Here is a 16595-nt window from a genome sequence, read left to right on the forward strand (position 1 = left end):
CCAGGACCAGCGCCAGCTAGAGCCGGGGATCGATCGGCTCGCTTTCCATCGCCAGCACGGCGAAGACGCACTCGTGCACCTTGCGCAGCGGGGCGTGCTCGACGAAGCGCTTGAGCGCCTCGTGACCGAGCGCGAACTCGCGCAGGGCCAGGTTGCGCTTGCCGCCGAGACCGCGCACGCGCAGCCGCTCCAGATGTTCGGGCGCGTCGTACTCCGGACCGTAGATGATCCGCAGGTACTCGCGGCCGCGCACCTTCAGCGCCGGCTGCAGCAGGCCCTTGGCGCCGCGCGAGACGAAGTCGCGCGGCTTGACCACCATGCCTTCGCCGCCGGCCTCGGTCAGGGCCTCCCACCAGGCGATCGCCTCGGCGCAGGCGGCCTCGTCGGCGAGGTCCACGATCCGCCAGCGGGTGGGGGCGATGACCTTGTCGCCGGTCGCCGCCAGGCGGTCGGCCAGGCCCATGTGCCAGACGTGGTCCTGGTCGAACCAGACGCGCCCTTCGCTGGCCAGCAGGTGGAACGGCGCGACCTTCAGGTCGCCGATCCCCGACACCGGCCAGACATAGGGCGCCCAGGCCTTGGCGTAGAGGTCGGCGCGGGCGGCGCGGTCCTCGACCTTGGACAGCAGCTCCGCCACCGGCGCGCCGTGGGCGGCGGCGCGCGACAGGGCGTCAGCGGCTGCCGACAGCCCTGCGCGCGACGAGGCCGCGACCGGGGCGTACTGGGCGTCGATCAGGGCGCCGGCCTTGGCCGACCAGGGCATGATCTCGGCGTCCAGCAGCAGCCAGTCCGTGGCAAGCTCGTCCCACAGGCCAGCGGCGTCGACCGCGCCGCGCAGGCGGGCCAGCAGGGCCTCGGTCGTGGCGGCGTCGGCGAAGAAGCCGCGTCCGGTGCGTGTCCAGATCGCGCCCGTCTCGCCTTCGGCCGCGTCGAAGCGGGCCTTGGCCGCCTCGGCGGTCCGGCACAGGGCGATCACCGCCCGCGAGCCCATGTGCTTTTCCTCGCAGACCACCTGCGCCACGCCGCGCTCGCGATAGTGAGCGAAGGCTTCCTCGGGACGCTCCAGCCAGCCCTCGCGCGTGCTGGTCTCGACCGGCGACATGGTCGGCGGCAGGTAGGCCAGCCACTGGGGCGCCAGGGCGAAGCGGCTCATCACCTCGATCGCCGCCGAGGCGTTGTCCTCGGCCACCACGACGCGGCCGCGCAGCGAGGTGTCGATCCAGCGCCGGCCGCTGACGTCCTCCATGTCCAGCAGGTCGTCGGCCGCGGCCTGGGCCGAGCGTTCGCCGCCGGCCGGAACCAGCGGGCGCATGGGCTCGCACCAGACCTGGCGGGCGGGAACCTCGACCAGATCCTTTTCGGGCCAGCGCAGCGCCGTCAGCTTGCCGCCGAACACGCAGCCGGTGTCGATGCAGAGGGTGTTGTTGACCCACTGGGCCTGCGGCATGGGCGTGTGGCCGTAGACGACCGCGGTCTCGCCGCGATAGTCGGCCGCCCAATCGGCGCGGACCGGCAGGCCGAACTCGTCGATCTCGCCGGTCGTTTCGCCGTACAGCGCGAACTCGCGCACCGCGCCCGAGCCCCGGCCGATCATCTCGGCCTTGAGCCCGGCGTGGGCCACGGCCAGCTTGCCGCCGTCCAGCCAGACGTGGCTGCGCAGCCCGTCGAGGAAGGCGGGCAGGGCGGCGCGGAAGCCGCGATCGGTCCCGTCGTACTGGTCGATGGTCTGTTGCAGGCCGTGGGCGATCGTCACCTTGCGGCCTTCCAGCCAGCGGCCGAACTTGCGCTCGTGGTTGCCCTGCACGCAGTAGGCGGTTTCCGCCGCGACCATGCTCATGACGATGCGCAGCACGTCGGGCGAGTTGGGGCCGCGGTCGACCAGATCGCCGACGAACACCGCCTTGCGGCCGGCCGGGGGCGTCACGACGACCGATCGTTCACCGCCGGTCTCGCCCCAGGCCACGTCGTAGCCCAGCGCGGCCAGCAGGTCCTGCAGCTCGTCGGCGCAGCCGTGGATGTCGCCGATGATGTCGAACGGGCCCTGGTCGTGCCGCTTGTCGGTCCACAGCGGCTTGCGCTCGACGCGCGCGGCGTCGATCTCGGCCTCGCTCGACAGCTTCCAGACCTGGCGGAAGCCTTCGCGCTGCAGGCCGCCCAGGCCCTTGCGGATCTCCGACGTCATGCGCTGGACGACGCCCACGCCGAAGTCGCGGTTGGCGCGGGCCTTGTTGCGCGCAAAGCAGGTGTCGACGCCCGGGTCGATGACCACGGCGACGGGCAGGGCGTGCCAGCGCCGGGCCAGCTCGATCCAGCCCTTGCGGTCGGCGGCGCGCACGTTGGTGGCGTCGATCACCGTCAGGCGGCGATGCTTCAGGCGCTTCTCGGCGATGGCCTTGACCAGGTCGAAGGCGTCGCCGCTGATCGACTGGTCGGTCTCGTCGTCGACGACGAGCGCGCGGCAATGGTCCGACGAGATCACCTCGGTCGGGGCGAAGTGCCTGGCGGCGAAGGTCGACTTGCCGGAGCCCGAGGCGCCGATCAGCACGACGAGGGCGAAGTCGGGAATTTCGAGGGTGGTCATGCGATTACTCGAACGGGAAATTCTGCGGAGCGGCGGCGTCAGCCGGCCCGCGTGAAGACGGCCATCTGGGTCGGGGCGCCCAGCGCCTCGTCCAGCTTGCCGATGTCGTCGTAGGCGACGGCGTAGCCGTGGGCGCTCGCGACGCCCTCGGCCCAGGCGCGGAACTCGCCCCGCGTCCATTCGAACCGGTGGTCGGGATGGCGGAAGGCGCCGGCGGCCAGGTTCGGGAAGAGGGCGTTGTACTCCGCGTTGGGCGTGGTCACGACGACCGTCTGCGGCCGCGCGGCGCCGAACACCACCTTCTGAAGGGCGGGCAGGCGGTCAGCGTCCAGGTGTTCGATCACCTCGACCAGGGCGACGGCGTCGACATCCTCCCAGCGGCGGTCGCGATAGGTGACCGAGCCGTGCAGCAGGGTCACCCGGCCCTCGGGCGGACCGCCGGCCAGATGCAGCTTCAGCCGCTTGGCCGCCCATTCCAGATCGCGCGCGGCGGCGTCGACGCCGATCAGGCGTTCGACCCAGCGCTCGCGCACCAGTCGCTGCAGCAGCTTGCCCTCGCCGCAGCCGAGATCGGCGATCGCCTTGGCGCCGCTGGCGCGCAGGGTCTCGACGACCGCGGCCATGCGCTCGTCGTTCAGGCGCAGCGGCGCCTCCAGCGCGTCCTCGGCGCCGACCTTGCGCTCGGCGGGATCGACGGCCTCGTCGCGGGTTTCGGGCGCCAGCCGCTCCAGGGCCTCGCGAGCCAGGCCCCGGCGATGGATCAGGTAGCGGCGAACGATCAGGTCGCGGGCGGGGTGGGCGTCCAGCCAGCCTTCGCCGCGCCGCAGCAGCTTCTCGACCTCGTCGTCGCCGACCCAGTAGTGCTTGTCGTCGTCCAGCACCGGGATCAGCACGTAGAGGTGGTTCAGCAGGTCGCGCAGGCGCGCGTTTCCGGACAGGCGCAGGGTCACGTAGCGCGAGGCCTCGCCGTCGGCGCCGGCCACGGGCTCGATCGCGCAGGTCCACCCCAGCGGTTCGAACAGCTCGTGCACCAGCGCTTCGCCGCCGCGCGCGGGCAGGGGGGTGATGGTCGCCTCCAGGGGGATCGCCGTCTCGGCCAGTTCGGGCCGCTCGCGCGAGGTTCCGGCCATGGCCGTGCGCAGAGCGCGGGCCAGGGCCACCGACAGGAACGAGGAGGCAGCATAGGGCCGGTCGTTGACGTACTGGTCCAGCAGGCCGTCGCTGCGGCCCTTGCCGCGCACCAGGCCGACGGGGTCGATATCCAGCAGCAGGGCCGCCTCGCAGCGATCCTCGCCGACCTCCGGATAGAAGACGTGCGCCTTACCGAACGGCAGTTCGGTCTCGTGGGCGCGGCCCGGGTGCTTGTGCAGCAGGAAGCCCAGGTCGGTGGCGGGGCGATGGGTGGTGGCGATCGACAGGAACATCGGAGGCTTTCGGAAGAAACGGTCAGTCTTGGCCAGGGCGCGCCTGGCTAGGGATCTTCGGCCGGGTCGAGCTGGTCGTACTCGCCCGGCCGAAGACCGGTCAGTCGGTAGATGAGCAGCCAGGCCTCGACGGCGGCGGCGACCGGACCGGGAACCGGCAGGCCCGCAAACCAGCGGGACACCGATGACCGATCCACCCCCAGGGTCTCGGCGAGCCGGGACATCCAGCCCCGCTCGCCGAAGAGGGTTATCGCCGCCTGCCTCAAGGCCTCCGGGCTCATCCTAGCGGGCCTCCGCCGTCAGGCGTTCGTGCTCGCGGACGAAGCCCAGGACGGCTTCGGAGAAGCCGTCGAGGTGGACCCACCGTTCACCGTATCCGACGCCGTTTCGGGCGCTGGCGACGTTGATCATGTAGGCCTTGGCGGCCTTCGGCGCCGGAACGCGGTCGGCCGACTGCTCGTCGGTCACCACGATCAGCCGGTCGTGGGGCAGGGCGTTGATCTTGTGGATCGCCTTGCCCAGTTCCGTGCCGCCGTGGGCCTGCGAGCGGATCACCGCGTCGACCCCGGCCATGCCCCGGCGGGGCGGAACCTCCACCACTCCGTTGGAGAAGGTGAAGACCCGCACGTCACCGGGGACGATCGAGGCCAGGGCGGCCGCCGCGTCCATCCGGGTCAGGTCCGACCGAGCCGACAGACGGGCGTCCATCGAACCTGAGACGTCGACCAGGATGATCGTCCGCCCGTCGAAGATCGCGCCCTCCAGCACGGTCTCGGCCAGCGCCTGGTCGAGCCAGGGCTCGAACCGCGGCGCGGCCCGGGCGGCCGCCACGTAGCGGAAGGGCAGAACCCGTTCCGCGCCGCGACGCGCCAGGATCGCTTCCTTGACCAGGGCCTCGTCGACGCCCGCCTGGTCCATGTTCCGGAGGTTCCGGAGCAGGGCCAGGTAGCCCAGCTTCTTCTCGGCCAGCAGGCGCTGGAAGGTCTCGCGCTTGTTGGCGCCGCCCGACAGGGCGACTTCCCAGGTGTCCGGCGCGGCCAGCGAGCGATCGGCGACCTGCTTCCACAGGGCCGCCTGCGCCTCGTCCTTCGGCTTGGCGTGGACGAGGAACAGCACGTCGCGCAGCTTCACCGGGCCGTCGCGGTCGTACTTGGCCAGCTGGTAGGCGTCGAACTTGCCGAAGGCGGCCGCGAGGCCCTTCTTCATCTGCTTGCTGAGCGGCTTGCGGCCGTGGCGCCAGTACAGCGCCAGGAACTCGGTGAGTTCGTCGGCGCGCTGGATCACCCGCTCGATCGTCTGGGCGACCAGCGGCGTGCCCGAACCCGTGCGGGTCAGGGCGACGAGCAGCATCAGCGGCGCGTGGCGCAGCTTGAAGATCTCGCGCGCCTCGATCGCGAGATCGGCCGTGACCCGCGGCGCGACCGTCCCCGCCAGGGCGGCGATGCGGTCGGCGATGGCCAGGCCGTCCTCGTAGAACTCGTCCTCCCAGAGGAGGCACGAGAGCACCGAGCGGCGCAGTTGTTGTTCAGCCGTGAGGATCACGGCGGGGGCGCCCTCGAAGGTGACGTCGGGGCGCTTGGCGAAGATGTTGAAGCGCATGGCGCTCTTCTCCTGACGTCGCTTGGGGTTTCCAGGCCGGTCGGGAGACGGACGAGACGTCCAGGCCCCGACGGCCGAAACCGGCGTCGGGGAGGTCTAGGGCGGGCAGCCCTGCGGACGTTCAAACTTCAGATTGCTCGAAGTCATGGTCTCGTTCGTCGCCTGATCGGGTCTCCGCGACGCCGGCGGCGTCTCTTCGAAGACCGGGGTTCTGTAGTTCGTTTTGTTGCATGGTGCAACGGATAATTCAGGAAAAACGTCGACGGGGAACACTCGGCTCGGGAGGGCGCTTCCGCCAGGTGTTCGCGCACCCGGACAGGGACTTTCGTCCCGGCCGCCCTTTCGGTGGAGCGATGAACCCGGTTGGCCATCACCGCCGTCGACGATCTTTCCGGGGAACAGGCGCACCGCGGGCCTCCCTCTCGCGAGGGAACGGAGCGCAGCTTTCGCCCGCCTGCCGTCACCCGAAGAATCCGCTGTGCTACGCCGCCGGATAGACTTGATTTCCCGAGGGGGAATATTCGGAAACGGAGTGGCGCTCTACCAGGCTGAGCTACGTCCGGCTTGCGCCGTCCGGAGGGATTTGAACCCTCGACCTCCCGTTGCGGACGAAGAAACCGTTTCCTGCGCCGCCCTCGGTTCCCGCCGCCGAAGCGACGGGAGGCGTCCGTATAGTGGCGCCTGGTGCGTCACGCAACGAAAAATTGTGACGATGGGGAATGTTCGGAAGCGGTTAGCCTGAAGCTCTATCCACTGAGCTACGACGAGAGGTCCCGTCGGCGGGAATCGAACCCGCGACCGTCAGATCCGATGAAACCGCTTCCTGCGCCGCCATCGTCGCAGGCAGAACTATATGATCGTGTTGCGTGATGCAACGGCTTCGTCCTGCCGCCGCCGCTCTGTGACTCCGACCGGGCATCGCCGTCGTCTTCGGCCTTGGCCCCGCCTGCGCCTGCCTCGGCGTGGCGGTCACAAGCCTGGCGGTGCGGCTGACCTTGGCGCGAATGGGCGAAGTGCGCGGCGAACTGGCCCTTGGCTCGCCGCGGGCCTGATCCCCGGCGTTCTGGAATTGATATGGCTCTAAGGCTGGCGTTCTGGCGCGCCTCGGGCTAGCAGACCCGCCATGATCCGCCTCGACAATATCTCCAAGCAGAACGGCCACCAGATCCTGTTCATCGAAGCTTCGATGGGCATCCAGAAGGGCGAGAAGGTCGGGCTCGTCGGCCCGAACGGCGCCGGCAAGACGACGCTGTTCCGCATGATCACCGGCCAGGAACAGCCCGACGACGGGTTGGTCGTGACCGATCCCGGCATCAAGATCGGCTATTTCAGCCAGGACGTCGGCGAGATGTCGGGCCAGAGCGCGGTCGCCGCGGTGATGGACGGCGTCGGCCCGGTCAGCGCCCTGGCCGCCGAGATGGCCCAGCTGGAGGCGGCCATGGTCGATCCCGACCAGGCCGACACGCTGGACGCCACCATGGAGCGCTATGGCGAGGTGCTGGAGCGCTTCCAGGAACTGGACGGCTATGCGCTGGAAGCGCGGGCCCGCGAAGTGCTGGCCGGCCTCTCGTTCAGCCAGGAACGCATGGACGGCGACGTCGGCAATCTGTCAGGCGGCTGGAAGATGCGCGTGGCGCTGGCCCGCATCCTCTTGATGCGGCCCGACGGCATGTTGCTGGACGAACCCTCCAACCACCTGGACCTGGAAAGCCTGATCTGGCTGGAGGCGTTCCTCAAGAATTACGACGGCGCGCTGCTGATGACGTCGCACGACCGCGCCTTCATGAACCGCATCATCGGCAAGGTGGTCGAGATCGACGGCGGTCAGCTGATCACCTATTCCGGCGACCTGGACTTCTACGACCAGCAGCGCGTGCTCAGCGAAGCCCAACGCCAGGCGCAGTACGAACGCCAGCAGGCTATGCTGGCCAAGGAAATCAAGTTCATCGAGAAGTTCAAGGCGCGCGCCTCGCACGCCGCCCAGGTCCAGAGCCGGGTCAAGAAGCTGGACAAGATCGAACGCGTCGAGGCGCCGCGCCGTCGCCAGACCGTGCAGTTCGAGTTCCAGAGCCCGCCCCGCTCGGGCGAGGACGTGATCAACATCCGCAACGTCACCAAGGGCTATGGCGACAAGCCGATCTACGACGGCCTGGACTTCCTGGTCCGTCGCAAGGAGCGCTGGTGCGTGCTGGGCGCCAACGGCGCCGGCAAGTCGACGCTGCTGAAGCTGGTGGCCGGCGACACCAAGCCCGACCAGGGCTCGGTCAACATCGGCGCCAGCGTCAAGATGGGCTATTTCGCCCAGCACTCCATGGACCTGCTGGACGGCGAAGAGACGATCTTCGAGTCGCTGGAACGCTCGTTCCCGCAGGCGGGCCAGGGCGCCCTGCGCACCCTGGCGGGCTGCTTCGGCTTTTCCGGCGACGATGTCGAAAAGCCCTGCCGCGTGCTGTCCGGCGGCGAGAAGGCCCGCCTGGTCATGGCCAAGATGCTGTTCGATCCGCCCAACCTGCTGGTGCTGGACGAGCCGACCAACCACCTGGACATCGCCACCAAGGAGATGATGGTCGCGGCCCTGGCGGACTTCGAGGGCACGATGCTGTTCGTCTCGCACGACCGCCACTTCCTGGCGGCCCTGTCGAACCGCGTGCTGGAGTTGACGCCCGAGGGCGTCCACCAGTACGGCGGCGGCTACACCGAGTATGTGAACCGCACGGGCCAGGAAGCGCCGGGCCTGCACCCGGGCGGCTAGCGCCACGCCAGCCGGCCGGCCTAGTCGAAATGGCTGGCCGCCGGCGGATCGCTGGCGGGGAAGCTCTCGTCCAGAGCTTCGTCGAGCAGGTCGTCGTCGTCGAGCGGCGGCGGCTCCTGGTCGTTCTTCGCGGTCATGGGCTTGTCCTTTCGTCTGGCGGATCTGCTCCCAGGTTCCGTCAGGCACGGGACCCTGGTCTTGTCGGCGCGTGCTTAGTTCCCGCCCGGCCCGGGCGCCGGCAACCCATACGATCGGCCAGGATCCGCGCGCCCTAAGCCCAGCTGTGCCGGGCGTCGGGCCGCGATCTATTCCATTCCCGGACGCGCAAGCTGCGCGTGCGACGGAAGGATGGCGCGGATGTCAAAGGCACGGCTGGAAGCGTTCAGCGATGGCGTGATCGCCATCATCATCACCATCATGGTGCTCGAGCTGAGGCCGCCCGAGGGCGCGGGCCTCCTGGCGCTGAAGCCGCTGCTGCCGACCTTCCTCGGCTACGCGCTGAGCTTCGTCTACGTCGGCATCTACTGGAACAACCATCACCACATCATGCGAGCGGCCAGCGGCATCAGCGGGTCGGTGATGTGGGCCAACTCGCACCTGCTGTTCTGGGTGTCGCTGATCCCGTTCGCCACGGCCTGGATGGAACAGAGCCACTTCGCCCACGCGCCCGTCGCGGTCTACGGCATGGCGCTGCTGCTGACCGGCGTGGCGTTCCGCATCTTCGCCGCGTGCCTGGTTCGCCGCGAAGGCGCCAAGTCCGAACTGGCGGCGGCGCTTAACAGCGATCGCAAGACGGATCTATCGATCGGCGTCTATGCGGTGGGGGTGGCGATCGCCTTCGTGGCGCCGGCGATCTCCCTGGCGCTCTACGCGCTGGTGGCGGCGATGTGGATCCTGCCCGACCGGCGCGTGGCGCATCTGGCCAACGGCGCGGGCCACGGCCAGTCCCGGTAGGCGGCGCCTCGGCCGCGAGGGCCGGGCGCCGCCGCCGGTCAGAACACGGCGTCGCGAGCCAGCTTCTGGCGGCAGGCCCAGATCGTGGCGACCCAGCCGAGGATCGCCGGCAGGGTCACCGCCGGGAAGTCGCGCGGGATGACCGAGGCCGAGCAGATGCCGACCGCCACTTCCCAGAAGTGAAACAGCGCGTGGCCCGACAGCCAGATCGTCGGGGCCGCCCAGAAGAACAGCCGGTATTCCGGCTTGCGCGCGCCGACCAGGTACGCCGCGCCGATCAGCATGAAGATCAGGCCGATATCGCGGATGAAGTGCTGGTTGAACGGGCCGGTCGTCGTCACGCCCGGCACGGCGAAGTACCAGCCGTCGGGCGAGGCCAGCATGAACAGGCCGTTCGCCACGGCCGCCAGGCCCAGCACGACGGCCAGGCCGATGGAGATGGATTTCCACATGGAAGGGATCCTCGAAACGAGAAAAGCCACGCCCCGGCGCCATGGGTCCGGGGCGTGGCCGAAAACGACGCGTCATCCTGGGTAGGAAGGATCGTCGTCCTGGCGCGCCGTCATGGGGGGAGGGACGACGACGCGCCTCAGGCCAGATCGGCCTGATCGGTTAGGCCGCGACGGCCGGCGCGGGCGCGCCATGGACCGCGCGGGCGGCGATCTGCAGGCGGTTCCAGGCGTTGATCATGCCGACGATCACGGTCAGGGCCGCGATCTCGGTCTCGTTGAACTGGCTCTTGACCAGCTCGTAGTCGGCGTCCGACGCGCGGGTCTTGGACACGTGGGTCAGGGACTCGGTCCAGGCCAGGGCGGCGCGCTCGCGGTCGCTGTACAGCGGCGACTCGCGCCAGGCGTCCAGCATCTGGATGCGCAGGTCGGTCTCGCCGTGCTGGCGGGCGTCCTGCACGTGCATGAAGATGCAGACGGCGCAGCCGTTGATCTGCGAAGCGCGCAGGCGGACCAGTTCGCCGACGCCGTGCTCGATACCGGTTTCGCCGAGGGCGGCTTCGACGGCGAGCATGGCCTTGGTGACGTCCGGTACGAGCTTGAAGGGAGCAAAGCGCGGGGTGAGGGTCATCGTCGTTTCCTCTGTGACGGTGAAGACGACGGGACAGTGCTCGGCCAGGCGGGATGGAAGCCATTGTGCGCCCAGCGCGCGGGCTTACGCCGTTGGCGCAGGCGGCAGGGGCGCGGGCCTTCCCCGACACCGCGTCAACCTATCCCGAGGGCGAGGTGTGGGCTTGGGTTTCCGCAAGGTCCTACGCCCTCGGCAGGAGCGTGTTCCGCCCAGGACAGCGGGCCGACCGGTCCATGGTTCGCGTGCCCTCGCGCGGGCGCGAAGGTCATGCTCGGCGGGCCATTCCACCTGAGGAGAAGCGTGATGAAAATCGTCGTCATCGGCGGCACGGGCCTGATCGGATCCAGTGTCGTCGCCAATCTCGCCCGCCTGGGCCACGAAGCGGTCGCCGCCGCGCCCAACACCGGGGTCAACACGCTGACCGGCAAGGGCCTGGACGCCGCGCTGGCCGGCGCCGACATCGTCGTCGACGTCGCCAACTCGCCGCAGTTCGACGCGGCGCCGGCGCTGGAGTTCTTCGTGACGTCCGGCCGCAACCTGCTCGCCGCCGGTCAGAAGGCGGGGGTCAAGCACCACGTCGCGCTGTCGGTGGTCGGGACCGAGCGCCTGCAGGACAGCGGCTACTTCCGCGCCAAGATCGTGCAGGAAGCGCTGATCCGGGCCTCGCCGATCCCGTACTCGATCCTGCGCTCGACGCAGTTCTTCCCGTTCGTGCAAGGCATCGTCCAGGCCGGCCAGGTGGGCGACGAGGTTCACGTCTCGCCGGCGCTGGTGCAGCCGACGGCGGCGCCCGACGTCGCCGGCGCCCTGACCGACGTCGTTCTGGGCGCGCCGGTCAACGGCCTGCTGGAGGTCGCCGGTCCGCAGGCCTTCGGCCTGGACCGGTTCGTCGCCCGCTACCTGCAGGCCAAGGGCGATCCGCGCAAGGTCGTGGCCGATCCCAAGGCGCTGTATTTCGGCGTCGAGCTGGAAGAGCGCTCGCTGACGCCGGGCGAGGATCACATCCGCGGCCTGACGACCTTCGAGGACTGGCTGGCGGCCAGCACGGCGGCGGCGGCCTGACCTTTCCGAAGGCGAAGAGAAACAGCGGGCGGTCCGAAAGGGCCGCCCGCTGCGTTTTCGAAGGCGCTCGCCGCGATCAGGCGGGGATCTTGGCGAGGCGCCGGATCCAGTTGTCGAACTCGGTGTGGCCAAAGCGCGGAATGGACCCGGCGATCAGGGTCTCGTCGGTCAGCGGCGCGCCGAAATAGAGCGCCTGCGGATCGGCCACCACGGCGCGTCCGTCCTGCCTGGCGGCCAGGAAGCGCCTGACCAGGTCGTCCAGCCGGAACGGATCGGGGCCGGCCACCTCGATGGTGTCGTTGGCCGGCGCGCGGCCGGTGATGTCGGCCAGGGCCGCGGCGACGTCGCCGGCCGCGATGAACTGGACGCGCGCCGGCGCGAGGCGCACGACGTCGCCGTCCAGGCTGTCCTCGACGACCCTGTCCAGGAACTCGAAGAACTGGGTCGAGCGCAGGATCGAGTAGGGCACGCCGGCTTCGCGGATCAGCCGTTCCTGGGCCAGCTTGGCGCGGAAATAGCCGCTGGCCTGCAGGCGCTCGCAGCCGACGATCGACAGCGCCAGATAGTGCTTCACGCCTTCCGCCGCGGCCGCCTCCAGGATGTTGCGGCTGGAGGTCTCGAAGAAGGCCATGGCCGGCGCGTCGTCGAACGACGGTGAGTTTAGGACGTCGACGACCACGTCGGCGCCGACCATGACCTCGTCGAGTCCCTGACGTGTCAGGACGTCGACCCCGGCCGTGCGCGCCGCGACGCGCGCCTCGTGGCCCTGGCGGCGGAGAATCTCGACCAGCTTGGACCCGACGCAGCCGGTTCCGCCCGCAACGACGATGTTCATGATGCTCACCCCTGCCTGCGTTGATGGACGATCGGCGTCGCCTGCAGGCTCGCGCTCAGCCAATCGTGGAAGCGGGTCTCGGCGATGAGCGGCGCCTCGCCGGGCAGCAGCGACGCATCGCTCAGCCGGGCGCCGAAGTAGGGGGCGTCCTGGTCGGGCGTGACCTGGCGCGGATCCTCGAGGGCGGTGAGCACCTCGCGCGCCAGTTCGTGGAGCCGGTAGCGGTCGGGGCCCGCGACCTCGACCGTGCCGTTCAGCGGCGGGCTCAGCGCGATGTCGGCCAGGGTCTCGGCCACGTCCTCGGCGGCGATCGGCTGCACCTGGGCAGGCGAGATCACCACGTCGCGCGCCGTGCCGTCCTGGACCACGCCGCTGATGAACTCGAAGAACTGGGTCGAGCGCAGGATGCTGTAGGGCAGGCCCGAGGCCTTGATCAGGTCTTCCTGCAGCTTCTTGGCCTGGAAGTAGCCGCTGGCCTGCAGGCGGTCGGTGCCGACGATCGACAGGGCCACGTGGTGGCGTACGCCCGCGACCTTGGCGGCGGCCAGCAGGTTGCGGCCCGAGGCTTCGAAGAAGGCCAGGGCCGAAGGGCCGTCCAGCGCCGGCGCCTGGGTGACGTCGACCACCACGTCCGCCCCCGTCAGCGCCGTGTCCAGGCCCTCGCGCGTGACGGTGTTCACGCCGAACGAGGGCGAGGCCTCCAGGACGCGATAGTCGTCCTGGCGCAGGTTGTAGACGAGCTTCTCTCCGATCCGTCCGCTGCCGCCGACCACCACGATCTTCATGTCCTGATCCTCCGTCTCCGGCCATCGGCCTGGGGGAAGAAGGCTAGGGCGGCGAGGCGGATGGGCGCGATTGGGCGAAAGGACGTGCGGGACCTATACCGCTGCATAGGTCCCGGTCGCCGAACGGCGGGCCTAGACCTCCAGGCCCTCGCTGGCCAGCGCCGCGGCCACCGTCGGGCGGGCCTTGATGCGCTCGTAATAGGCCGCCAGGGGCGGCGGCAGGACGACGCCGTTGGGCTTGGCCCAGGTCATGATCACGAACAGATACGGGTCGGCCACGGTCAGGTCGGGACCCAGCAGGAAGTCGTCTTTCAGGCTGGCGGCCAGGTACTCGAGGCGTAGCCCGGCCAGGGCCCGGGCCTTCTCCTTCTCTTCCTCGGTGACGTCCGGGATGAAGAAGGTGTGGAAGCTCTTGTGCACCTCGGTCGAGATGTAGGCGAGGGCTTCGAGCAGGCGGAACCAGCCCAGCGGTCCGTCTGGGCGCAGCTTCGGCGACTGCTGCGCGATCCAGGACAGGATGGCGATGTTCTCGGTGATCATCTCGCCGCTGTCGAGCACCAGGGCCGGGACGTAGCCCTTGGGGTTGATGGCCGCGTAGTCGGCGCCGGTCTCGGTGATGCGCTTGTGCAGCTCCACCCGCTCGAAGTCGCAGGGGATGCCGGCCTCGGCCAGGGCGATCTTGTCGGCGAGGCTGCATGCGCCGATGGCGTAGTAGAGTTTCATCTGGGATCTCCCGCGTGGCGCCTGGCTGGCGGGGCGCGGCCCCGGCTCAGGCGTGGGGCGAAGCTAGGATGCGGGGCGGGCGAGGGCGATTTGGCCAAAGGCGCAGGGCGCCCCATACCAGCGTACAGGCCCCTCAGCGGCGCTCGGCCGCCGTCGCCAGATGCTCCAGCAGAAGCCTGTCGTTGATCGGCTTGGTCAGGTACGCCGCCGCGCCTGAGGCCAGGCAGCGCGCGCGTACGGCGGCGTCCGATTGCGCGGAGATGACGATCACGGGAAGGTCGGGGTCGGCGCTGCGAAGATGCTGCTGCAACTGGAGGCCGTTCCTGCCCGGCAGGTGCAGGTCGGTCACCACGGCCGCGAAACGGCCTCGGACGTGGGCGGCCAGAAAGGCGGCGGCGTCGGCGAAGGTCAGGCTCGGCCAGCCCGAGACCTCGAGCAGCTCGGAAAGCGCCTCGCGGACGGCCTCGTCGTCGTCGACGATCGCGAAAAGAGCCTCGGTGGACAAGCTTGCGGCCCTTACGCGGCGAGACCTGGACGTGAGCGCCGAGCATCCGCGCAATCCATGCGGCGTCCTACCTATCCAAAAGGCTAGCTGACGAGTTCCTCGCGCAGATCGGCCGGCAGGGACTGCCAGGCGCGCACCAGATGGGTCACGAAGGGCGCGCGCATCTTCTTCATCAGGCTGCTGCGATGCAGCTTGACGGTGACTTCCGTGATGCCGAGCTCGTAGGCGATCTGCTTGTTCAGCGCGCCTTGCACCACGGCGCGCATGACCTGGCGTTCGCGCGGCGTCAGGTGCTGATAGAGCGCGGCGTTCTCGCGCGCGGTGCGCGCCTCGCCCCGCTTGGCCAAATCGGCGGTCACGGCGCGGTTGACCGCGTCCAGCAGGGTCTGGTCGCGCGCGGGCTTGGTCAGGAACTCGACCGCGCCGGCCTTCATCGCCTGCACGGTCATCGGAATGTCGCCGTGGCCGGTGAGGAAGATGATCGAGGTCAGGATGCCGCTGGCCGCCAGATGGTTCTGGAAGTCCAGGCCGCTCAGGCCCGGCATGCGGACGTCCAGGATCATGCAGCCGGGCCGGTCCAGCACGTCGGCGTCCAGCAGCTCCCTCGTCGAGGCGAACGCCAGGGACGCCATGCCCACGGACTCCAGCAGTTCGCAGATCGACAGGCGCACCGCGTCGTCGTCGTCGACCACGATGACCACGGGGGCGAGATCGTCGTCCAGGCGTCGGCCGATTTCGCGGCCGGGCTGGGCGTAGGCCAAGGGTTCAGTCATCGGAGGACCTCCTTCGCGTTCCGGCCCTGACGGCCGCCATGCGTGTCCGCTCGCGGACCTCGATACGTTCGTCCAGCCATTGGCCCGCCGCGGAGCCGAACTCGGGCGGGGCGGGCACGCCCTGGACGATGTCCAGCAGGCTGGTGCGGGCCATCTCGTCGCGCATGCTCTTCTGGGCGCGCAGCATGACGGCGTGGATGCCGCAGACCTTGCGGATCGCCCACTCCGGCGGCGCGCCCTCGTCGAACAGGGCGCAGTTGCGGCGGGTCTCGCGGCATTCGAAGAGCGGCCTGCGGCCGTCGATCGCGTCGGCCACCTGCAGCATCGTGATGGTCTCCGGCGGCCGGGCCAGGGCGTAGCCGCCACGGACCCCGTCGACGGCGACGACGACGCCGGCCTTCTCCAGCCTGGTCATGATCTTGGCGACCATGGCCGGCGGCGCGCCCTGCAGCGCGGCCAGGTCGCGGCTGCTGGCGGGCTTGTCGCGGCCCACCAGCCAGGTCAGGCAGTGCATGCCGTATTCCAGCGAGGCCCCGTAGAGACCGCCGCCGCGGCCGGCCCGGCCAGGCCCGATGTCATTGGCGATGTTGCTCATAACGCGACCCTCTTGGGTCCGAGTTATAAGCTCGAGGTTTCAGGCGCGAACGCCCCGAACGGGGGCGCCGTCTTCCCCCGATCGGGAGGGCCCCGATCAGGCGGAAGCGATCTCCGGATCGTCGTCTTCCTGGGTTTCGGCCGAGGAGCGGCCGTCGACCTGGAACTCCACGTGCGCGGGATGGAAGGCGATGCGGCCGGCGATGGCGGCGAAGGCCTGCGGCGGCGCCGCGTACGACCAGGCGACGTTCTCGACGATGTGCTGGTCGCGATAGATCGTGAAGTAGCGCGCCTCGCCCTTGTCGGCGTTGCGGGTGACCTTGCCGGTCTCGCGCAGGAAGATCATGAACACGTCCCTGCGCGGGAAGTAGTAGGCGGGCGCTCGACCGGGGTCGCGCACGACGACCACGTCGGCGCTGTCGGCGATGTCGTGGCCTTCGAACAGTGCGCGGGCTCGCACGCCCAGGGTGACGAGGCTTTCGGAAGCAATCATGGGTCCACCTGCTCGGAGCTACGCGGACCGGCATCCGAAGGTTTCGGCCGGGTCCGCCGTGAAATGGGGTGAGCCGGACAGGTTGAGCGCTCGCCTACCGCTTCGTTGGTCGCAAGATGAAATCGGAAAAAATCTTGCGTTCGCCATCTCTGTCTCGTCCGATTAACACGGCTCGACTGGATTGGTACTGAGCCGGCCTTGGCGTCGAAACTGTACGCTGGGCGATGGCGGCGCCGGCGAAACGTCGCGCAACTCCCCGTGGAAGGACGCGGCGGCGCTCGACCAAAGGATAGGGCGTCGTCTTCCGGGGAGGAGGCGAGACGTCTGCTCTCCCAGCCCTTGGTATGCGGGGGAGCGCGCCGCCGCGGACGCGAAAAGCCGATCGGAGCGCGAGGCTTCAAACCAGGTGCGCGGCGCCAAGCCGCGAGGTGGCCG

Annotated in this window: 16 protein-coding genes; 3 read left to right on the plus strand and 13 right to left on the minus strand. The window is 69.6% G+C overall.

The features are described 5' to 3' along the window. Positions 1–16: 16 nt before the first annotated feature. From C1707_RS16130 to C1707_RS16145, 4 genes are all read right to left on the minus strand, one after another. Entirely contained in the window at positions 17–2581 is a 2565-nt protein-coding gene (locus tag C1707_RS16130) for a polynucleotide kinase-phosphatase (protein ID WP_101715972.1), read from the minus strand. A 38-nt stretch (positions 2582–2619) separates the two neighbouring features. After that, a complete protein-coding gene (locus C1707_RS16135; RefSeq protein ID WP_101715971.1) occupies positions 2620–4005 on the minus strand; it encodes a 3' terminal RNA ribose 2'-O-methyltransferase Hen1 in 1386 nt (461 codons plus the stop codon). A gap of 47 nt (positions 4006–4052) precedes the next feature. Then, positions 4053–4187, minus strand: a complete 135-nt coding sequence (locus C1707_RS26995) for a hypothetical protein (protein WP_276310631.1) — start codon at positions 4185–4187, stop codon at positions 4053–4055. A 100-nt stretch (positions 4188–4287) separates the two neighbouring features. Beyond that, on the minus strand, positions 4288–5604 hold the full coding sequence (locus tag C1707_RS16145) for a vWA domain-containing protein (RefSeq protein ID WP_101715969.1): 1317 nt from the start codon (positions 5602–5604) through the stop codon (positions 4288–4290). A 1123-nt stretch (positions 5605–6727) separates the two neighbouring features. Between C1707_RS16145 and C1707_RS16150 the strand changes: the two genes are divergently transcribed. Next, the gene (locus C1707_RS16150) at positions 6728–8356 is read left to right on the plus strand and encodes an ABC-F family ATP-binding cassette domain-containing protein (RefSeq protein WP_101715968.1); all 1629 of its coding nucleotides are present in this window, start codon (positions 6728–6730) and stop codon (positions 8354–8356) included. Positions 8357–8713: 357 nt separating this feature from the next. Then, on the plus strand, positions 8714–9310 hold the full coding sequence (locus tag C1707_RS16155) for a TMEM175 family protein (RefSeq protein WP_101715967.1): 597 nt from the start codon (positions 8714–8716) through the stop codon (positions 9308–9310). 38 nt (positions 9311–9348) lie between these two features. Here C1707_RS16155 and C1707_RS16160 read toward each other — a convergent pair whose 3' ends face one another. Both C1707_RS16160 and C1707_RS16165 read right to left on the minus strand, forming a co-directional pair. Continuing rightward, complete coding sequence (locus C1707_RS16160; RefSeq protein WP_101715966.1) at positions 9349–9762, minus strand: hypothetical protein; 414 nt, start codon at positions 9760–9762, stop codon at positions 9349–9351. A 160-nt stretch (positions 9763–9922) separates the two neighbouring features. Then, positions 9923–10390 carry a carboxymuconolactone decarboxylase family protein gene (locus C1707_RS16165; RefSeq protein WP_101715965.1) on the minus strand — a complete coding sequence of 156 codons (468 nt, stop codon included), beginning with the start codon at positions 10388–10390 and terminating at the stop codon, positions 9923–9925. 303 nt (positions 10391–10693) lie between these two features. On the opposite strand from C1707_RS16165, the gene C1707_RS16170 reads away from it, so the two are divergent. Next, on the plus strand, positions 10694–11452 hold the full coding sequence (locus C1707_RS16170) for an SDR family oxidoreductase (RefSeq protein ID WP_101715964.1): 759 nt from the start codon (positions 10694–10696) through the stop codon (positions 11450–11452). 76 nt (positions 11453–11528) lie between these two features. Here C1707_RS16170 and C1707_RS16175 read toward each other — a convergent pair whose 3' ends face one another. The 7 genes from C1707_RS16175 to C1707_RS16205 form a co-directional block, all read right to left on the minus strand. Then, the gene (locus C1707_RS16175) at positions 11529–12287 is read right to left on the minus strand and encodes an SDR family oxidoreductase (protein ID WP_101715987.1); all 759 of its coding nucleotides are present in this window, start codon (positions 12285–12287) and stop codon (positions 11529–11531) included. Positions 12288–12292: 5 nt separating this feature from the next. After that, the gene (locus tag C1707_RS16180; protein ID WP_101715963.1) at positions 12293–13072 is read right to left on the minus strand and encodes an SDR family oxidoreductase; all 780 of its coding nucleotides are present in this window, start codon (positions 13070–13072) and stop codon (positions 12293–12295) included. A 132-nt stretch (positions 13073–13204) separates the two neighbouring features. After that, positions 13205–13795 (minus strand): glutathione binding-like protein, encoded by a 591-nt coding sequence (locus tag C1707_RS16185; RefSeq protein ID WP_101715962.1) that lies wholly within the window; start codon positions 13793–13795, stop codon positions 13205–13207. 133 nt (positions 13796–13928) lie between these two features. Beyond that, positions 13929–14300, minus strand: a complete 372-nt coding sequence (locus tag C1707_RS16190; RefSeq protein ID WP_101715961.1) for a response regulator transcription factor — start codon at positions 14298–14300, stop codon at positions 13929–13931. A gap of 83 nt (positions 14301–14383) precedes the next feature. Then, positions 14384–15073 carry a response regulator transcription factor gene (locus C1707_RS16195; protein ID WP_101715960.1) on the minus strand — a complete coding sequence of 230 codons (690 nt, stop codon included), beginning with the start codon at positions 15071–15073 and terminating at the stop codon, positions 14384–14386. Further along, a complete protein-coding gene (locus tag C1707_RS16200; protein WP_101715959.1) occupies positions 15066–15668 on the minus strand; it encodes an RrF2 family transcriptional regulator in 603 nt (200 codons plus the stop codon). The genes C1707_RS16195 and C1707_RS16200 overlap by 8 nt, the downstream gene beginning before the upstream one ends. A gap of 96 nt (positions 15669–15764) precedes the next feature. Continuing rightward, positions 15765–16160 (minus strand): DUF427 domain-containing protein, encoded by a 396-nt coding sequence (locus tag C1707_RS16205; RefSeq protein WP_101715958.1) that lies wholly within the window; start codon positions 16158–16160, stop codon positions 15765–15767. Positions 16161–16595: the final 435 nt, after the last annotated feature.

It is taken from the genome of Caulobacter flavus, assembly GCF_003722335.1.
Classification (GTDB): domain Bacteria; phylum Pseudomonadota; class Alphaproteobacteria; order Caulobacterales; family Caulobacteraceae; genus Caulobacter; species Caulobacter flavus.

Excerpts from the sequence above, each read along its gene's own strand:
- C1707_RS16130 (WP_101715972.1), bottom strand. The coding sequence starts at position 2,581 with ATGACCACCCTCGAAATTCCCGACTTCGCCCTCGTCGTGCTGATCGGC.
- C1707_RS16135 (WP_101715971.1), bottom strand. The coding sequence starts at position 4,005 with ATGTTCCTGTCGATCGCCACCACCCATCGCCCCGCCACCGACCTGGGC.
- C1707_RS16145 (WP_101715969.1), bottom strand. The coding sequence starts at position 5,604 with ATGCGCTTCAACATCTTCGCCAAGCGCCCCGACGTCACCTTCGAGGGC.
- C1707_RS16150 (WP_101715968.1), top strand. The coding sequence starts at position 6,728 with ATGATCCGCCTCGACAATATCTCCAAGCAGAACGGCCACCAGATCCTG.
- C1707_RS16155 (WP_101715967.1), top strand. The coding sequence starts at position 8,714 with ATGTCAAAGGCACGGCTGGAAGCGTTCAGCGATGGCGTGATCGCCATC.
- C1707_RS16160 (WP_101715966.1), bottom strand. The coding sequence starts at position 9,762 with ATGTGGAAATCCATCTCCATCGGCCTGGCCGTCGTGCTGGGCCTGGCG.
- C1707_RS16165 (WP_101715965.1), bottom strand. The coding sequence starts at position 10,390 with ATGACCCTCACCCCGCGCTTTGCTCCCTTCAAGCTCGTACCGGACGTC.
- C1707_RS16170 (WP_101715964.1), top strand. The coding sequence starts at position 10,694 with ATGAAAATCGTCGTCATCGGCGGCACGGGCCTGATCGGATCCAGTGTC.
- C1707_RS16175 (WP_101715987.1), bottom strand. The coding sequence starts at position 12,287 with ATGAACATCGTCGTTGCGGGCGGAACCGGCTGCGTCGGGTCCAAGCTG.
- C1707_RS16180 (WP_101715963.1), bottom strand. The coding sequence starts at position 13,072 with ATGAAGATCGTGGTGGTCGGCGGCAGCGGACGGATCGGAGAGAAGCTC.
- C1707_RS16185 (WP_101715962.1), bottom strand. The coding sequence starts at position 13,795 with ATGAAACTCTACTACGCCATCGGCGCATGCAGCCTCGCCGACAAGATC.
- C1707_RS16195 (WP_101715960.1), bottom strand. The coding sequence starts at position 15,073 with ATGACTGAACCCTTGGCCTACGCCCAGCCCGGCCGCGAAATCGGCCGA.
- C1707_RS16200 (WP_101715959.1), bottom strand. The coding sequence starts at position 15,668 with ATGAGCAACATCGCCAATGACATCGGGCCTGGCCGGGCCGGCCGCGGC.
- C1707_RS16205 (WP_101715958.1), bottom strand. The coding sequence starts at position 16,160 with ATGATTGCTTCCGAAAGCCTCGTCACCCTGGGCGTGCGAGCCCGCGCA.